Annotated in this window: 18 protein-coding genes and 1 tRNA gene; 10 read left to right on the forward strand and 9 right to left on the reverse strand. The window is 60.2% G+C overall.

The window, feature by feature from the left end; translation table 11 throughout:
- Positions 1 to 209 precede the first annotated feature (209 nt).
- A complete protein-coding gene (gene cueR, locus VOY09_RS10380; RefSeq protein WP_322895391.1) occupies positions 210 to 602 on the reverse strand; it encodes a Cu(I)-responsive transcriptional regulator in 393 nt (130 codons plus the stop codon).
- Complete coding sequence (locus VOY09_RS10385; RefSeq protein ID WP_322895392.1) at positions 602 to 2,863, reverse strand: heavy metal translocating P-type ATPase; 2,262 nt, start codon at positions 2,861 to 2,863, stop codon at positions 602 to 604. Before VOY09_RS10385 ends, cueR begins: the two co-directional genes overlap by 1 nt.
- A 143-nt stretch (positions 2,864 to 3,006) precedes the next feature.
- Between VOY09_RS10385 and VOY09_RS10390 the strand changes: the two genes are divergently transcribed.
- Positions 3,007 to 3,201, forward strand: coding sequence for a heavy-metal-associated domain-containing protein (locus tag VOY09_RS10390; RefSeq protein ID WP_322895393.1), 195 nt, complete (start codon positions 3,007 to 3,009; stop codon positions 3,199 to 3,201).
- On the opposite strand, the gene VOY09_RS10395 is transcribed toward VOY09_RS10390, so the two are convergent.
- The 3 genes from VOY09_RS10395 to VOY09_RS10405 form a co-directional block, all read right to left on the reverse strand.
- Positions 3,193 to 3,921 carry a DsbA family protein gene (locus VOY09_RS10395; RefSeq protein ID WP_322895394.1) on the reverse strand — a complete coding sequence of 243 codons (729 nt, stop codon included), beginning with the start codon at positions 3,919 to 3,921 and terminating at the stop codon, positions 3,193 to 3,195. The two genes, VOY09_RS10390 and VOY09_RS10395, sit on opposite strands and share 9 nt — an antisense overlap.
- 29 nt (positions 3,922 to 3,950) lie before the next feature.
- On the reverse strand, positions 3,951 to 4,526 hold the full coding sequence (locus VOY09_RS10400; RefSeq protein ID WP_322895395.1) for a L,D-transpeptidase: 576 nt from the start codon (positions 4,524 to 4,526) through the stop codon (positions 3,951 to 3,953).
- Positions 4,527 to 4,660: 134 nt separating this feature from the next.
- Positions 4,661 to 5,242 (reverse strand): L,D-transpeptidase, encoded by a 582-nt coding sequence (locus tag VOY09_RS10405; protein ID WP_322895396.1) that lies wholly within the window; start codon positions 5,240 to 5,242, stop codon positions 4,661 to 4,663.
- 183 nt (positions 5,243 to 5,425) lie between these two features.
- Here VOY09_RS10405 and VOY09_RS10410 point away from each other — a divergent pair, with 183 nt between their 5' ends.
- The 9 genes from VOY09_RS10410 (at position 5,426) to VOY09_RS10450 (ending at position 11,812) form a co-directional block, all read left to right on the forward strand.
- Entirely contained in the window at positions 5,426 to 5,713 is a 288-nt protein-coding gene (locus VOY09_RS10410) for an STAS domain-containing protein (protein WP_322895397.1), read from the forward strand.
- Positions 5,713 to 6,084, forward strand: a complete 372-nt coding sequence (locus VOY09_RS10415; protein WP_322895398.1) for a response regulator — start codon at positions 5,713 to 5,715, stop codon at positions 6,082 to 6,084. The genes VOY09_RS10410 and VOY09_RS10415 overlap by 1 nt, the downstream gene beginning before the upstream one ends.
- Entirely contained in the window at positions 6,084 to 8,120 is a 2,037-nt protein-coding gene (locus VOY09_RS10420) for a chemotaxis protein CheA (protein ID WP_322895399.1), read from the forward strand. Before VOY09_RS10415 ends, VOY09_RS10420 begins: the two co-directional genes overlap by 1 nt.
- On the forward strand, positions 8,104 to 8,571 hold the full coding sequence (locus VOY09_RS10425; protein ID WP_322895400.1) for a chemotaxis protein CheW: 468 nt from the start codon (positions 8,104 to 8,106) through the stop codon (positions 8,569 to 8,571). Before VOY09_RS10420 ends, VOY09_RS10425 begins: the two co-directional genes overlap by 17 nt.
- On the forward strand, positions 8,568 to 9,470 hold the full coding sequence (locus VOY09_RS10430; RefSeq protein ID WP_322895401.1) for a protein-glutamate O-methyltransferase: 903 nt from the start codon (positions 8,568 to 8,570) through the stop codon (positions 9,468 to 9,470). Before VOY09_RS10425 ends, VOY09_RS10430 begins: the two co-directional genes overlap by 4 nt.
- A 3-nt stretch (positions 9,471 to 9,473) precedes the next feature.
- Complete coding sequence (locus tag VOY09_RS10435; RefSeq protein WP_322895402.1) at positions 9,474 to 9,860, forward strand: response regulator; 387 nt, start codon at positions 9,474 to 9,476, stop codon at positions 9,858 to 9,860.
- Positions 9,857 to 10,216 carry a chemotaxis protein gene (locus tag VOY09_RS10440; protein WP_322895403.1) on the forward strand — a complete coding sequence of 120 codons (360 nt, stop codon included), beginning with the start codon at positions 9,857 to 9,859 and terminating at the stop codon, positions 10,214 to 10,216. Before VOY09_RS10435 ends, VOY09_RS10440 begins: the two co-directional genes overlap by 4 nt.
- A gap of 82 nt (positions 10,217 to 10,298) precedes the next feature.
- A complete protein-coding gene (locus VOY09_RS10445) occupies positions 10,299 to 11,285 on the forward strand; it encodes a chemotaxis protein CheB (RefSeq protein WP_322895404.1) in 987 nt (328 codons plus the stop codon).
- Complete coding sequence (locus VOY09_RS10450; protein ID WP_322895405.1) at positions 11,285 to 11,812, forward strand: chemotaxis protein CheD; 528 nt, start codon at positions 11,285 to 11,287, stop codon at positions 11,810 to 11,812. The genes VOY09_RS10445 and VOY09_RS10450 overlap by 1 nt, the downstream gene beginning before the upstream one ends.
- Before the next feature lie 32 nt (positions 11,813 to 11,844).
- Here the strand turns inward: VOY09_RS10450 and VOY09_RS10455 are convergent, their stop codons facing one another.
- The 4 genes from VOY09_RS10455 to VOY09_RS10470 form a co-directional block, all read right to left on the reverse strand.
- Positions 11,845 to 13,716, reverse strand: coding sequence for an acyl-CoA synthetase (locus VOY09_RS10455; RefSeq protein ID WP_322895406.1), 1,872 nt, complete (start codon positions 13,714 to 13,716; stop codon positions 11,845 to 11,847).
- Positions 13,717 to 13,826: 110 nt separating this feature from the next.
- The gene (locus VOY09_RS10460; protein WP_322895407.1) at positions 13,827 to 15,617 is read right to left on the reverse strand and encodes an ABC transporter transmembrane domain-containing protein; all 1,791 of its coding nucleotides are present in this window, start codon (positions 15,615 to 15,617) and stop codon (positions 13,827 to 13,829) included.
- Positions 15,618 to 15,705: 88 nt separating this feature from the next.
- Positions 15,706 to 15,779, reverse strand: a tRNA-Gly gene (locus VOY09_RS10465).
- A gap of 149 nt (positions 15,780 to 15,928) precedes the next feature.
- A complete protein-coding gene (locus tag VOY09_RS10470; protein ID WP_322895408.1) occupies positions 15,929 to 17,491 on the reverse strand; it encodes a bifunctional metallophosphatase/5'-nucleotidase in 1,563 nt (520 codons plus the stop codon).
- Positions 17,492 to 17,610: the final 119 nt, after the last annotated feature.

Below are 17,610 nucleotides of genomic sequence, written 5' to 3' on the forward strand. Positions count from 1 at the left end.
CTCTGCTAACCTCTCCCCGACCAGTCCGCCACCCGCCCACGATTCTGCCAGCACACCGCGAAAACCTCAGACCTTCCCCGCGGGGAAGATATTGATCCGGCGGGCGGCCTGAACGATAGCAACCGCCGCACCTTCCCCGCGGGGAAGGTCTGCTCGCTTTGTAAGAAATACTCCCGCGCGGCGCGCTCCGCCCCGGGCACCGGGGCGGATCACTTCACTACTGACGCCAGATCCTTCAGAATGGGGCAATCCGGGCGGCTGTCGCCATGGCAGGCATCCACCAGATCGGCCAGCGTTTCACGCATCGCGCGCAGCCCGGCGATCTTGGCATCGATCTGCGTCAGATGCTCCTGCGCCAGCGCCTTGACCTGCGCGCTTTCGCGGGTTTCATCCTCGTAAAGCGCCATCAGCACGCGGCAATCCTCGATTGAGAACCCCAAGGACCGCGCCCGGCCCAGAAACGCCAGTTTATGCAGGTCGCTGGGCCGAAACGCACGGTAGCCGTTGTCATGGCGCAAGGGCCGGATCAGCCCGATATCTTCGTAATAGCGGATGGTTTTCGCAGGCAGCCCCGATTTTTCTGCCACTTCGCCGATATTCATCATCTGTCCTTTCGTTCATCCAGCACCGGACGCAACCGGCGTAACCGCAGCGCATTGGACACGACCGAGACCGAGGATATCGCCATCGCCGCCGCAGCAAAGACCGGCGACAAAAGCAAACCAAAGGCCGGATACAGCACCCCCGCCGCGACCGGCACCAAGGCCACATTATACCCAAAGGCCCAGCCAAGGTTCTGGCGGATATTGCGCATCGTCGCTTGTGACACCGCCACCGCATTGACCACGCCGCGCAGATCGCCCGACATCAGCACCACATCGGCGGTTTCAATCGCCACATCGGTGCCGGTGCCAATCGCGATGCCGATATCGGCATGGGCCAAGACGGGCGCATCATTGATCCCGTCCCCGACAAAGGCAATGCTGCCCACCCCGCGCAATTGATCCAGTGCCGCAACCTTACCATCCGGCAAGACACCCGCGATCACATGGTCAATGCCGATCTCGCGCGCAATTGCCTCTGCTGTCTCACGCTTGTCGCCGGTGATCATCGCCACCTTGATGCCTTTCGCCTGCAAGGCAGCGATTGCAGCGGCAGAGCCTGCTTTGACCGGATCAGCCACCGCGATCACCCCCGCGACCTGCCCGTCAATTGCGACAAACAGCGCGGTGCGCCCGCGCCGTGCCAGATCAGTTTCAACAGCGGCCAATGCCCCTGCTGCAATCCCTTCGCGCGCCAGCAACCTGTCCGCGCCGATCAGAACCCGCCGTCCATCGACCTGCGCCAGCACACCATAGCCCGCAATCGCCTCAAACTCGCTGACTGCGGCGTCACCCAGCTTTTCCGCCTGTGCAGCAGCGACAATCGCACCGGCAATCGGATGTTCCGACTTCGCCTCCACCGCTGCCGCAAGGCGCAGAACCTCGGCGCGGTCGAACCCATCGGCCAGCACCAGATCGGTCAGATGCGGCTTGCCCGCCGTCAGCGTGCCGGTCTTGTCAAAGGCAATCACCGCCACATCGCTCAACTCTTGCAGGGCCGCCCCTTTGCGGAACAGCACGCCCATTTCCGCCGCACGTCCGCTGCCCACCATGATCGATGTCGGGACTGCGAGCCCCATCGCACAGGGGCAGGCGATGATCAGCACCGATACCGCCGCCACCAGCGCCAGCGTCGGGTCAGCGCCGAATATCAGCCAGATTGCCACAGTCAGCAAAGCCAACCCCAGCACCGCAGGCACGAACCACATGGTGACACGGTCCACGACACCCTGGATCGGCAGTTTGCTGCCCTGCGCCTCTTCGACCATGCGGATGATCTGCGCCAGCGTGGTGTCAGCCCCGACACGGGTTGCGGCGAATGTTAGGCTGCCCGCACCATTCACCGTGCCGCCGGTCAGCGAGTCACCTGTGGTCTTGACCACAGGCAAAGGTTCGCCGGTCATCATGCTCTCATCCACCGGGCTGGTGCCTTCGGTGATGATGCCATCCACCGGCACCCGTTCACCGGGACGCAAGGTGATGACATCGCCCACCACCAGCGTATCAACATCAACCGAGACCACGACACCATCACGCAGCACCCGCGCCTCGCGCGCCTGCAGGCCGAGCAATGCCTGAATAGCCGCCCCCGTCCGCCCTTTGGCCCGCGCTTCCAGCAAGCGACCGAGCAGGATCAACACGACAATCACCGCCGCCGCCTCGAAATAGACGGCCCGGACATCAGAAGGGATGACCGCAGGCAAAAAGGTCACCAGAACCGAATAGCTCCACGCCGCCCCGGTGCCCAGCGCGACAAGGCTGTTCATATCCGGCGCGCCCTTGACCAGCGCAGGCAGGCCCTTGGCAAAAAACACCCGCCCCGGCCCGAACAGCACCAATGTGGTCAGCACAAACTGGATCAGCCAGGATGTCTGCATCCCGATGGTATCGGCAATCAGATGGTGAAAGGCGGGCACCAGATGCGCGCCCATTTCCAGCACGAAAACCGGCAGCGCCAGCAGGGCGGCAATCAGCGCCGCCCGGGACAGCGCCCGCGCTTCATCCGCCTTGCGATCAGCGGTGATGCCGGATTGATCCGCGACCACGGGCTTTGCCGGATACCCGGCCTCGGTGCTGGCCGCAGCCAGACGGTCAGGCGTCAGCGATTGATCCTGAAGAATGATCGTCGCGGTCTCCGTCGCCAGATTGACCGCGACTGATTGCACCCCCGGCACTGCGGCCAAGGCACGGTCAACGCGCCCCACGCAAGACGCGCATGACATGCCTTCCACCGCCAGAGTGATTGTTTTCGCCTGTGCCATCGGATGCGCCTTTTACTAGGATCACCCTTACATGGGGATTCCAGTCACTGGAAGCTCAAGACCTGTCGGCAGAAATTTTTCGGACAGCACTTTTGCGGCGCGGCAGGCCTGCTATGAAGGGTGCAAGACGAAAGGACGATGCTATGAAATTCCACGTACCCGATATGAGCTGCGGCCATTGCACGACCGCAATCACGCAAAGCCTTCAGGCGGCAGATTCGGGGGCGCAGGTAAAAACCGACCTGACGACACGCGAGATCGCGGTCGCAACCACGCTCGCGCCAGAGGCTGTCATCGCCGCGCTCAAGACAGCGGGCTATAGCGCTGAATTAATCTGATCCCTCACGGGCCAGATCGACAAGCGTCGCCATTTGATCCGCCGCGATCATACCCGGTGCCAGATTGTCGCCGATCACGAAAGACGGCGTGCCGGTGAAACCAAGCGCGCGCGACAATCCGGTGGATGTCTGCAGATGCTCGGTGATTTCGGGCGCATCCATATCGCGGCGCAGCTGATCCACATCCAACCCGACCGAAGCGGCAACGCGCATCACGCTTTGTTCTTCGGCGCGGCCTTCCATCGTCATCATGGCGTTGTGAAACGCCTCATACATTCCCTGTTCGCGCGATGCGAGCGCTGCGCGCGCCGCAAAGACAGAACCTTCGCCCAACACCGGCCATTCGCGCATTACGACACGGACATTCGCATCAGCCGCCAGCAGCGCATCAATCTCTGTCTTCGCATTCCGGCAATAGGGACAATTGTAATCAAAAAATTCTACAATCGTGACATCGCCGTCAGGATTGCCGATCACCGGTGCGTTGCTGTCATTTTCCAACAGATCACGCTGATCTGACAATGTCGCCCGCGCGGCCTCTGCCTGGGCTTCCTGCTGTTGCTGTTCGAGCATCTGCAAAGCTTCAACAATGATCACGGGGTTTTCGCGGATCGTTTCCAGAACCAAGGCTCTGACGTCATCTTCGGACAGATTTTGCGCTGCACCGGCAAGCGGTGCAACACAAAGCGCGGCAGTGCCAAGAAGGCGTGCAAATGTCATTCTGGTTCCTTCCGGGCGGGACGCGTCGATCAGATCAGGCGGACTTTGGTGCCGACAGGGGCGCGTTCGTAAATCTCGGCGATCTGTTCATTGTAAAGACCGATACAGCCATTCGACGACCGACGCCCGATCTTGCGCGTATCCTGCGTGCCGTGGATACGGTAATATTGCCAGGACAGATACAGCGCATGCGAGCCCATTGGATTCTCTGGATCGCCACCGGGAATAAGCGCTGGCCATTCCGGATTGCGTTCGCGCATCGCCGGTGTCGGTGCCCAGCTTGGCGCGACGCGTTTGTCGATCACCTCGGTATATCCGGTCCGGGTCAGGTCATCGGACAAGGGCACAGAGGTCGGATAAATCCGCATATCGCCATCGGGGGTCCAATGCTGCAGGAACATCGATTTCGTATCCGCAAGGATCGCACCGACGCCGATGGCATCGAAGTGATCGCGCCATTCATGCACGCGGAAAGCGGCGATATTGCGATCCACCGGGGCTTGCTGGGTCTGGGCGCGCAGCACGGCAGGTGTGAACAAAGCGGCAGCACCCGCCCCAAGCAGGATCGCACGACGTGACGGGGACATAAACTTTTTGTTTTGCATGATGAGCCTCTTTTATCTTTGACGCAGATATTACGGATTCTGCCTGAGTTGGGTAGTGCTTAGCTGTCAGGACAATTTATTACCATGAAACCTTGGCAGGTTTGCAACGCTACACGCAGATTTGAACGGCCTGATCAGGTGCTGGCGTAAAGATAGACACGCGTCTGCACAGACACCCGATCATAGAGATCAATGATCTGGTCATTCACCAATCGCGCACAGCCGTTCGACACCGCCTGCCCGATGGTTTCCGGGCGGTTGGTGCCATGGATGCGCAGCATCGTATCACCGCGATCCGCCTGATAAAGATAAAGCGCCCTTGCCCCCAACGGGTTATCTGGCCCACCGGGCAGACCGTCGCGCAGCGGCGCATAATGTGTGGGATCACGCGCGATCATCGCCGGTGTCGGCCGCCACGATGGCCAGGCGCGCTTTGCCCCGACAAAGAACCGCCCCGCCTCGTAAAGACCGGGCCTGCCGATGCCAACATCATAGCGGATCGCCCGATTCCCCGGCAACGTCCAGTAAAGCGCAAATTCCGATGGCGCGACGTGGATTTCATAGGGGGGAAACCCGGCATAGACCGGCACCTCGCGCGGTTGCAGCGCAGGTGGCGACAGGTCAACAAGACGGTCCAGATCCGCAAAAGACTGACCAAAAGCCGGACCAGCCAGCGCGGCAGCGGCCCCTGTCATCATGAAATGGCGTCGTTTCAAGGGATCTCGCTTTCGGCTGACGGGGTATTCCGGCCCATGCATTGCATATCGGACGGCGGATGGCAGTCACAAAGCATTGACCGGGACATATTCTGCCAAAAATCCTGGGCGCGTTTACAGGATCTTAAGTGAAGGCAGCGCATAAGCTGATGAATTGCCATCAGCGATGAAGGATGCTGCACCATGACGGCCACACCCGCGACATTTGTCTTGCCCGCCGCGCTGACGTTTGACGCCTGCGACGACCTCTATTCTGTCTTGCTGAAATCACAGGGCGCGGATCTGGTCCTTGACGGCAGCCATGTCACCCGGATCAGCGGGCTGGCCGCGCAATTGCTGGCCACCGCCAGTATGACCTGGGCCCTGGCGGGCCGCCATCTGACGATTGCCAATCCATCAGGCGATCTGCGGCGGGGGCTGGAAATTCTGGCGCTCTGGCCGCTGCCGCAGCAGAATGCGGGGGCCGTCTGATGGCGACGCGCATCCTTGCGATTGACGATTCGCGGACCATCCGGACGCTGCTGACCCAGACCCTGCAGAATGCCGGGTTCGAGGTGACGACCGCTGTCGACGGCGTCGAAGGCGTGCTGAAATTCCAGCAGGACGATGCCGATCTGGTGATCACCGACGTGAACATGCCGAACAAGGACGGCTTCGGCGTGATCGAGGACATCCGCAACGGCCCGACCAACTGCACAGTGCCGGTTCTGGTCCTGACCACGGAAAGCGGCGCCGCCTTGAAAGACCGCGCGCGCAAGGCCGGTGCGACGGGCTGGATCGTCAAACCCTTTGACGACGACACATTGATTGCCGTGATCCGCCGCCTGACAGGGGCCGCATGATGACCGGCGATACAGCGATGCGCGATGTGTTTTTCGAGGAATGCGAAGATCTGATCGCCGCCCTGTCCGAAGGCCTGACCGCCATGCATGACGGCCACACCGATGATGAAACGGTCAATGCGGTCTTCCGCGCCGTCCATTCTGTCAAAGGGGCGGCAGGTGCCTTCGCGCTGGATGATCTTGTCAGCTTTGCGCATCGGTTTGAAACCGTGCTGGATGCGGTCCGGTCCCATCGTCTGTCGCTTGATGACCGGCTGCTGCATGTGCTGCAGCGGTCGGGTGACGTGCTTGCGGATCTGATCGACTCTGCCCGCGACGACCAGCCCGCAAATGCAGCGCAGGTTGACCCAGTTCTGGCGCAATTGCAGTCCTTTCTGGGCGACACCCCCCAAGCGACCGAAGAATTCGTGTTCGAGGCTGTGACGCTGTCGTTTGATCCCCCCCCGCAACCGGCATCAACGCATATCGTGTCATTCAGACCCAGCACGGCATTTTATACCAGTGGCAATGATCCTGTGCTGATCATCAACGCCCTGTGCGCGCTTGGCCCGGCACGCGTCACAGTGGATACGGCGCACCTGCCGCCGACGCTGGACGCATTGCGCTGGCAGGACGGTTTGCTAGGCTGGCAGGTCGAGGTGGATGGCCTCGCGACCGACCTGCCGATCCTTGAGATATTTCAATTCGTCGATGACCTGTGTGCTTTGCATATCGCCCTGCGCGACGATACCAGCCCCGGCGACCCGACGCAGACAGAACCCGCGCCGCGTCCCGACACGCAGTCCGAGGCGACAGACCGGAGCAGTAAACGCCCTGCAACATCGCTGCGGGTTGATCCCGAAAGGGTGGACCGGCTGATCAACGCCGTTGGCGAATTGATCATCAATCAATCGGTGATCTCGCAACGCCTTCAAGAGGCGCATTTGCCCAATACGGCGGAATTGTTTTCCGATCTGGACGATTACAAACTGCTGGCGCGCGAAATTCAGGAAGGCGTGATGGCGATCCGCGCACAGCCGGTCAAGCCGCTGTTCCAGCGGATGTTGCGCATCGCCCGAGAGGCGGCGGATGTCACCGGCAAACTGGTCGAATTCACCACTGATGGCGATGCGACGGAAGTGGACAAAACCGTCGTCGAACGGCTTGCCGATCCGCTGACACATATGATCCGCAACGCGATCGACCATGGTATTGAAACGCCCGAAAAACGTGTCGCGGCGGGCAAGCCGCGGCATGGCAATCTGCGCCTGTCGGCACGGCAACGCTCTGGCAGCATCGTGATCGAAATTGCCGATGACGGCGCGGGCCTTGATCGCCCGCGCATCCGCGATATCGCCATTTCAAAAGGTCTGATCGCCGAAGACGCACAATTGACCGAGACTGAAATCGATCACCTGCTGTTTGCCCCGGGCTTTTCAACGGCGAAGGCTGTGACAAATCTGTCGGGCCGCGGTGTCGGGATGGATGTGGTCAAAACCACGATCACCGCCCTTGGCGGCCGGGTCGCCATTGCCAGCGTCACGGGGCAAGGCACCACCTTCGCGATCACCTTGCCTCTGACGCTCGCCGTGATGGACGGGATGATCATCAATCTTGGCGGGCAAACCATGGTTGTCCCGATTGCCAGCATTCTGGAAACGATACGCCCAAAATCCGCTGATCTGTCCCAGATCGGGCTGAATACCACGCTCCTGCGGATCCGCGGCGAATATGTGCCCGTGATTGATCTGGCCGAACGGATGGGGCACGCAACGCCGCCTCGCGACATGACCGAAAGGGTGCTGTTGCTGATCCAGACCGACAGCATGCCGCAATGCGCCCTGGCCGTGGACGATATCTTTGACCAACGTCAGGTCGTCGTCAAAAGCATGCAGGGCAATTACGGCGAAATCACCGGCATTTCCGGTGCAACAATTCTGGGCGACGGCAAAATCGCCTTGATCATCGACCCAGAGGCCGTCGCCCAAGGCAACAGCAGCTATCCCATCACCACCGGCCACCCCAGAAAGGATGTTTCTTATGTCGCAACTTGCTGAACTGAAACAAAGCGATCGGCTTGAATTCGTTACCCTGGTCGCAGGTGGACAAAACTTTTGCATCGAGATCACACAGATCCGCGAAATCAGGCGCTGGACGCCGGTCACCGTTCTGCCGCATTCACCGGATCACGTTCTGGGCGTGATCAACCTGCGCGGCGCCGTCATACCGATCATCGACCTTGCCGCGAAACTCGGCTTTCCCAAGATTCAACCGTCGGAACGGCATGTGATCATCATCATCGCCGTCGAGGATCGGATCATCGGTCTGCTGGTCGAATCCGTATCGGAAATCCTCGGGATTGATGCCGACAACCTGCGCGAAACACCGCGCGGGCCGGAAGATACGACCACCCGCGCTATTCTGGGCATTATTCCGTTAGGCGATGACATGACAAAGGTGATCAGCCTGCAGGCCTTGCTGGCACCGGCCAGTCCGGTGGCAGCATGACTGTCGCGCAACCTGCCGCCGGGGCTGACCAGATCCCCGGGGATTACCATTTCACCGATGCTGACTTTCAGACCATCGCCGCGATTGCGCATAAACGCTACGGGTTGCATTTGCAGGCATCGAAAAAACCACTGGTCTATTCGCGCCTGACCAAGCGATTGCGCGCCCTTGGCCTGCCGCATTTTGAAAGCTATTGCGCCTTGTTGTCCGACGCGCAGGATCAGGACGAACATGCGCATCTTCTGTCAGCCTTGACAACGAATGTGACCCATTTTTTCCGCGAAAGACATCACTTCACCTATCTGCGCGAAAAAATTCTGCCCGCTCTGATCCAAAGCGCGAAAGGTGGCAATGCCGTGCGGATCTGGTCATCCGCCTGTTCGGCAGGCCAGGAGGCTTATTGCATCGCAGCGATGATCCGCGATGCCTGCCCAGAGGCAGGCCGGCTCGACATCAAAGTGCTGGCAACCGATGTCGACCCGCAGATCATCCAAAAGGCAAGGCGCGGTCATTACGACCCGGATCAGGCAGATGCGATCCCGCAGGAATACCAATCCTTGATGATCGAGGGTGCAGTGACCGCATCCGGGTTTCAGATCAAGGCGGAGCTGCGGAGCCTTGTCACCTTTGGTGAGGTGAACCTGATCGCCGACTGGCCAATGCGCCGCCGTTTTGATGTCATATTCTGCCGCAACGCCGCCATCTATTTTGACAAGGATACCCAGACCCGGCTTTGGCAGCGGTTTGCCGATGTGCTGAACGACGGCGGACATCTGATGATTGGCCATTCCGAACGCCTGACCGGGCCCGCCGAGGCGCATTTTCGCAGCGCCGGGATCACCACCTACCAAAGATTGCCCCGTGCCACTGGCCGTCAACCTGTTGAAATCAAGGATTGAACCATGAGTCTGAAAGATAGTTTACGCGTCATGATCGTGGATGACATGGGTGTCAGCCGTGGCCTTCTTGTGCAGGCGATCGAAGAAATGGGCATCTGGAAAAATCAGGCGGAAAATGACGGGCGCGCCGCGCTGAACAAATTGATTGCCGATCCGGTCCACCTTGTCTTGTCGGATTACAACATGCCGGGGATGGATGGTCTGGAATTGCTGCAGGCCTTGCGGCAACATCAGCCGACGGCGCGGATCGGGTTCATTCTTGTGACTGGCAACCCGACCCCTGACATTGTCGCAAGGGGCAAGGCGCTGGGATTGAACAACATGATCAAAAAGCCCTTTTCGACCGCGAGCCTGAAGCAATGCATCGAAAGTGTCGTGGGCCGCCTATGAAAAAGGCACCCATCGCACCACCGTCAGACCTTTATGCCCTGCTCGGCAATACCGGCACGGCGCTGCGCCGGATCAGCGCGGTGATCGCGCGACTGGAAGACGCATCTTTAGAGCAGATCACCGGCGGTGCGGACAGTCACCGCGCAGATCAGGCGCTTCAGGATTTTGATCTGGTGCAGCAATCATTATCGGATCTGGCCGCTTTGCTGGATGACTTAGGCCGGTCGGGCTTGCCCGCAGCGCCACAAGATCAACAGGCTCTGATCGCCCAGATGCGGCTGGCGTGGTTGCGCGACATTATCGGCGGCACCGCACCCACGCCTGATCGCGGCAGCGCCCGGATCGCAATTTTCTGATGGCCCGGTGCGCGCCTTGGTATCCGTTTCAACCAGCCCGCTGCCGGGGCAGCGTGGCAGCCATGCAAGGAAGGATCAGACCATGCGGATCTTGATTGCACATCGTTCCGCAATGGCGTTGCACAAGCTCCAACAGCGGCTTGGACAGGGCGAGGTTGAGATTGTGCGGGCCGCCACAGCCCTGACAGAGGTCTATGATTTTGCCGAACATCATGCCCCAGATTGCGTCGTCTTGCCGGTCGAGATGGCCAATTGCGATGAATTTGAATTGCTGGCCACCCTGCTGCGGATCCTTGGGATCGGTTGCGTCATTCTTCAGTCGGACAGCAATCAGGCATTGCCCGCTGCGGCCATCACCGCAAACCCCGGTATCCGGTTGCTTGCTGCCGATGCCTCTGACGCGACGCTGTTTGCCGCCCTTGGCCGGACGCAGGCTGAACAACGCCCGCAGATCGCGAGCCCACATCCCGCGTCCACGCAGCAGGCAGACCCGCGCCGGGTCATTCTGATCGGATCATCCACCGGCGGGATTGACGCGCTGATGCAGGTCCTGCGCCATTTTCATCCCACGACACCGCCTGCCGTGATCGTCCAGCACACCGGTGCCAATTTTTCCGACAGCCTGATCCGCTTGCTCGGGACTGCGACCAAGGCCAAGGTAACCGCCGCAACCCAGAATGCGATCCTGCAGACCGGCCATATCTATGTGGCGACGGGCGACAGCCACCACGTCCGGCTGATCGAGGGGGTGCCACCGCGAATCCGCCTTGATCAGGCGATGCGTATCTCGGGTCACCGGCCATCGGTGGATGCTTTGTTTCACTCGGCCACCGGATTTGCACAGCATGTGACGGCGGCAATCCTGACGGGCATGGGCCGCGATGGCGCAGATGGGCTGGCCGCCCTACGCGCGGCGGGCGCGCGCACCATCGGGCAGGACGCGGCGACATCGGTCGTTTACGGCATGCCGCGGGTGGCAAAATCGCTGGGCGGTGTGGAAACTGAGCTGCCAATCCAGAAAATCGGCCCTGCCCTCGTGCAACTGGCCATGCAACGGAAACGCCGCTGATGGAGAATGTGACCACCTGTCCGCTGACGATCACGGTTGTGCAGGGCGATTTCGCCGTATCGGCAGACCCCGCCGTCATGATGTCGACCGTCCTTGGGTCTTGCGTGGCCGTCTGCCTGTTTGACAGCCAGAAAAGGGTTGGCGGCATGAACCATTTTCTGCTGGCAACCGGCGGTGACGCCGACACAGAAGATCTGAAATATGGCGTCAACGCGATGGAGCTTTTGATCAACCGGATATTGCAGATCGGCGGCGACCGGCGCAGGCTTCAGGCAAAGGTTTTTGGCGGCGCGCGGATGACAATTCACGCCCGCGACATTGGTCAGTCCAATGCCGACTTCGCCATGGAGTTTCTGGACCGCGAAGGCATCGCCTGTCTGAGCCAAAGCGTCGGCGGCACCCTGGCGCGCCGCGTCCAGTTTGTGCCCACAACGGGGGCCGCGAGGCAAATGCAGATCGCTGGCGCACCGCCTGCGCCAACCATCATTGCGCCACCACGCCCCGCGCCAGATATCACGTTGTTCTGATGCGGAATCTGTTCAGCCCCTGCATCTGGCCGTTATTTTTCAACCAGATCCCAAGGCACAGTATAGGCCCCCAATGCAGCACCGATCTTGTCTTTCATCACCGGATCATTGGCTTTCACCTGTGCCACCAGACCGCGTTTCTTATCCTCGGTCACATCCACAACCTCTGCCGCGACCTCGGCAAGGGCCGCCGTATAGACCCGCTTAATGGCCCGTTTGCGCAGATCCGGTTTAAAGATCTTGCCAACGGCTGTCTTTGGCAATTCCGGCAGGATTTCCAGATGTTTGGGATGGGCAGCGCGTTCGTGAATATGCTCTTTGGCATAATCCAGCAGTGCTGCTTCGGTCACATCGGCACCCGCCACCAGTTCAAGGTACACGCAAGGCACCTCGCCCGCATGGGCATCGGGCTGGCCGATGGCCCCGGCAAAGGCAACGGCGGGGTGACCGGCCATGGCCTCTTCAATCTCGGCAGGGTCGATGTTGTGACCGCCGCGGATAATCAGATCCTTGGCCCGCCCGGTAATCCACAGATAGCCATCGGCGTCGATCCGGCCCAGATCGCCGGTCCGCAGATGATCGTTGTAGAACAGATTGCTGTTCTTGTCGGCCTCGGTATAGGTCTTTCCGCTGAACACCCCGGGGCTAGACACACAGATCTCGCCAATTTCATCGACACCGCATTCCATGCCAGTCGCGGCGGCGACGATTTTCACATCGGTATAGGGGAACGGAATCCCGATCGAGCCGACCCGCTTTTCGCCTTCGGGCGGGTTGATCGAGACCAGACAGGTCGCCTCGGTCAGCCCGTAACCTTCGCAGATCGTGACACCGGCAGCGGCCTCGAACCGTTTATAAAGCTCCAGCGGCAAAGGGGCAGAGCCACAAAACGCCAGTTGCAGGGAGGAGATATCAGCATTCACCTTGCGCTGCATCAGCGCCGACATCGCCGTCGGCACGGTGATCATGAAGGTCACCTTATGCTTTTCGATCAGTTTCCAGAAATTATCGAACACACCTTCGCCGCGATAGCCCTGCGGTGTCGGGAATACCACCTGCGCGCCGGAGCCAAGCGAAGCGCCCAGCGACACAATCGTCGCAAAGACATGGAACAAGGGCAGCGGGCAGATTTGGACGTCTTTTTCGGTGAACAACAGCCGCGCACCCAGCCAGGCGTTATAGACGATCCCGGAATAGCGATGCTGAACGACTTTCGGCATGCCGGTCGTGCCGCCGGTGTGGAAATAGGCGGCGACCCGATCTTCACTGCTGTCGGCAAAGGACAAAGTTGTCGGCTTTTTCGCCAGTTCGGCGTTGAAATCCAGCACGCGGGCCTTGTGTTTGACCGGGTTCTTGGGCCGGATCAGCGGCACGATCAGCTTTTTGATCCCGGTCAGATAGCGGTGCAGATCAACCTCCAGCACGGTGGTGACACCAGGGGCAAGGCGCACGGCCTCGGCGGTCTTCTGCGCCACATCCGTCTTGGGAAAGGCACGCAGGGTGACCACAACCTTTGCCTTGGTTTCGCGCAGGATCGCGGCGATCTGTTCGGCATCGAGCAGCGGGTTGATCGGGTTGACGATCCCCGCCACCTGCCCGCCCAGATAGGTCAGGATGGTTTCCGTCGCGTTGGGCAGGATGAAGGCGACGACATCGGTTTCACCAATTCCAAGGTCGCGGAACAGATTGGCGGCTTGCGCTGTCTTGGCCTGCAATTCCGACCAGCTCAGCGTTTCGCAAAAGGCATCGGGGTCCGACAAGAGGCTGAAACTGACCGCCTTGCGCGCGCCATGGGCCGCCGCCGTCTGCGACAACAGCGCAAAGGTGGTTTTCGGCAGGTCCCGCGCATCCCAGGCCATTTCGTTCTGGATCGCATCACGATCCGCGATTGTTGCATAACTCATGCCGGATTTCCTCCCCGTTGGTGTTGTTCAGCGCCGCGTGACGCCGTCCCCTCAGACCAAAGCGTGGCCAAAGTCGGGAAATCTTGCAAGTATGACGCTACGAAAACAGCCTATTCCGCGGCCATACCTTCGGTAAACTGCAACCGCGCGAGCCGCGCATATAGCCCGCCCTGCGCCACCAGCGCGTCATGCGTGCCTTGCGCGACGATCCGGCCCGCGTCGAAAACCACGATCCGGTCGGCCTTTTTCACGGTGGCAAGCCTGTGTGCCACGATCAGCGTGGTGCGCGATTTCGCCAGATCCTCGACCGCGCGCTGCACGGCAAATTCGCTTTCGGCATCCAGCGCGCTGGTCGCCTCGTCCAGCAACAGCACCGGCGCATCGCGCAGGATGGCGCGGGCAATGGCGATCCGCTGTTTTTGCCCGCCCGACAACATCACGCCGCGTTCACCGACATAGCTGTCATAACCTTCGGGCAGCGCTGTCAGGAAATCATGCGCGGCGGCGGCTTTCGCGGCGGCCTCAACCTCGGCATCGCTCGCATCGGGTCGGCCAAAGCGGATATTTTCGCGCGCCGTATCGGCAAAGATCACCGGGTCCTGCGGCACCAGCGCGATATGTTTGCGGAAATCGGCACGGTTCAGATCGCGCAGATCGACACCATCGAGTTTGACCGCCCCTTGTTGCGGGTCATAAAACCGCTGCACCATCTGGATGATCGTGCTTTTCCCCGCGCCGGAGGGACCGACCAGCGCCACGGTTTCCCCCGGCGCGATCTGCAGATTGATCCCGTCCAGCGCCGCAATCGACAGCCGCGACGGATAGCTGAAATGCAGGTTTTCAAAACTCAACGCGCCGCGCACCGGGGCGGGCAGCACCTGCGCGGGCACCGGATCGGTGACACTATCCTCAACCGTCAGCAATTCGACTAATCTTTCTGTCGCCCCCGCCGCGCGCTGCAATTCGCCCCAGACTTCGGACAAGGCGGCAACAGCGCCACCCACCATGATCGTGTAGATCATGAACTGGACCAGACCACCTTCGGTGATCTCACCGGCGGAGACATCACGCGACCCCATGCGCAGAAACAGCACGATGGCAGCAAAGACCATGAAGATCACCACCGCCGTCAACAATGCCCGCGTCAAAATGCGGCGCCGGGCTGAACGATAGCTTTGTTCGGTCACATCATCGAATTTCGCGCGGCTCAAAGCCTCATGGGTAAAGGCCTGCACCGTCTGCGCCGAGGTGAGCAATTCCGAGGCATCGCCGCTGGATTCCGCGATCAGGTCCTGATTTTGCCGCGACAGGTTGCGCACCCGGCGGCCCAGAAACAGGATCGGGAACAAGACCACCGGGATCGGCCAGAGCACCATCGCGCTCATCTTCACAGAGGTCAGCAGCATCAGCACGACACCGCCGAAAAAGATCAGGATATTGCGCAGGGCGATCGATGCCGAACTGCCGATCACCGACAGGATCAGCGTGGTATCGGTGGTGATCCGGCTCAACACCTCGCCGGTCATGATGCGTTCGTAAAAGGCGGGGCTCATGCTGATCATGCGGTTGAACACCGCCTTGCGGATATCCGCGACCACGCGTTCACCCAGCCGCGTTACCAGATAATAGCGCAAAGCGGTGCCAAAGGCCAAAAGCACAGCAAAGGCCAAAGCCGCGCCAAAATATTGCTGCACCTCCGGCCCGCCCAGCCCGAAATTATCCACCACCAGCCGCGCGACCAAAGGCAGGGTCAAGGCCACCATCGCGGTAAAGACCAGCGCAAAACCCGCGCCGATCAGGTTCCAGCGATAAGCCGTGATAAAGGGCCACAAGGCACGCAGCGCGCCGACCTTCTTGCTGGCGGGACGCTCTTCGGATTTGCTGTGCGACGTGTCGGCCATCGGCGGTCCTTTCCTGTCAGCGACCGACATAAAACCACAACGACGCCTGCACAAGCCAAAGGCAACCGCGACATGATGACTGAAGCATTGGAGCGGGCGGCGGGAATCGAACCCGCGTCTCTTGCTTGGAAGGCAAGGGTCTTACCATTACACAACGCCCGCGCTGTCCCCCGATTAAGTCACAGCGCCCGCCCCGTCAAGCAAGCCACCTCATCGTCCGAGCATAAATATCCCCGCCGGAGGCTTAAAAGTTTAAAAAAAACGCGCCGCAGGCAATCCACGGCGCGTCTGTGATCAGCACGGGGGCTGATTTATTTCATCGTGATACGGCCATCGGTGTAGGGAACGAAATCGCCCTGCTCTGCGATATATTCCGCCAGCACATCGGCCAGATCGGGGCCGAAATCATAGGCATTCGCCGCATCCTCGAACATCTCATACCCATCGCCGCCGTTGCGGACGTAGTTGTTCGACACCGCACCATAGGTCATTGCCGGATCAAGCGGCGCATCGCCGACCATCACATCCGAGATCCGCGCGCCCACAGGCGCTGCCGCATCCACGGTAAAGCTGATCCCTGCCACTTGCGGGAAACGACCGGCCCCTTCTTCGATCTGCCCGACACCGTTTTCCAGCGCCGCCAAGATCGCCTCGCCCGTCACCTCAAAGGTCGACAGCGTGTTCTGGAACGGCAGCACGGTCAGCACATCGCCCATCGTGACCTCACCCGCCGCGATAGAGGCGCGGATACCACCACCATTCTGGATCGCGATCTGCACGCCTTGGTCCGCAACCCGGTCCAGCATTGCATCGGCGATCAGCGTGCCCATGGAACATTCCATCGCGCGGCAAACGGTGCGGTCACCTTCGATGGCCTCGGTGGTGCTGCCAACAACCTCGGTTTTCATCTCTTCAATCGGCCCGGCCAGTTCGGCGATCCGCGCAACAGCGGCTTCATCCTCGGCGACGCTGGCATCGAGCAGGATCGTATCGCCGCTGGCAGAGGTCACATTGCCTTCGTCATCAAAGACCAGCGTCAGATGGCCGACATACTTGGAATAAGCATAGGCCTGCACCACCGGCACCGCGCCGACCATCGATGGATAGGGCATCGCGCCCTCTTCGGTATTCGACATCAGCGTATGCGAATGGCCGCCGACGACCGCATCGATCCCCGGCACAGATTCGGCAATCTCCAGGTCTTTGTTCACGCCGACATGGTTCAGCGCGATGATCTTGGTGACGCCTTCTTCCTGCAAGGTCGCGACATCGGCCGACAGGCTTTCGATCTCTGGCGTGAAGATCACCGCATCCGACGGGCTGGAGGTTTCGGGCGTGTCAAAGGCCAGCGCCGAAATGATCCCGATCTTTTCGCCGCCGACCTCAAGCACGATATGGTTGTCAACGCGGCCCGCCAGAATGTTGGAGCTGGACACATCGATATTGCCGGAAATCACCGGGAAATCGACCAGATCGATCAGTTTCAGCAAACCGTCATCGCCATCGTCGAATTCATGGTTGCCGATGGCCATCACATCATAGCCGACGATGTTCATGAACTCGGCTTCGACATCGCCCTTGTAGGTCGTATACATCAGGCTGCCCTGATATTGATCGCCCGCATCCAGAACGATGACGTTCTCGCCTGCCAGTTCTTCGCGCAGGGCATTGATCTGGGTGATCACGCGGGCCACGCCACCGAAACATTCACCGGCGGCATTATCCTCTGCGCCGCAGGTCGAATCTGTGCCGCTGATCGGCTCAATCCGGCTGTGCAGATCGTTGGTGTGGATGATATGCAACGTATAATCGGCCTGTGCCGCCGTCGCCATCAGCGCCAGCGTGCAGGTGGTTGTCAAAAAGCGCAAAGTCATAGGTAATCCCCTTCAGGTTGATAATCATCAGCATGGCCATACCGCCCCGGCAAAGTCAAAGCCCGTGAGCCGACCGCAGGCAATGGATCGCCATCGCAAGATGCTTGACCATTTTTTAC

Origin of the sequence: Yoonia sp. 67-2 (genome assembly GCF_035117555.1) — a bacterium.
GTDB lineage: Bacteria > Pseudomonadota > Alphaproteobacteria > Rhodobacterales > Rhodobacteraceae > Yoonia.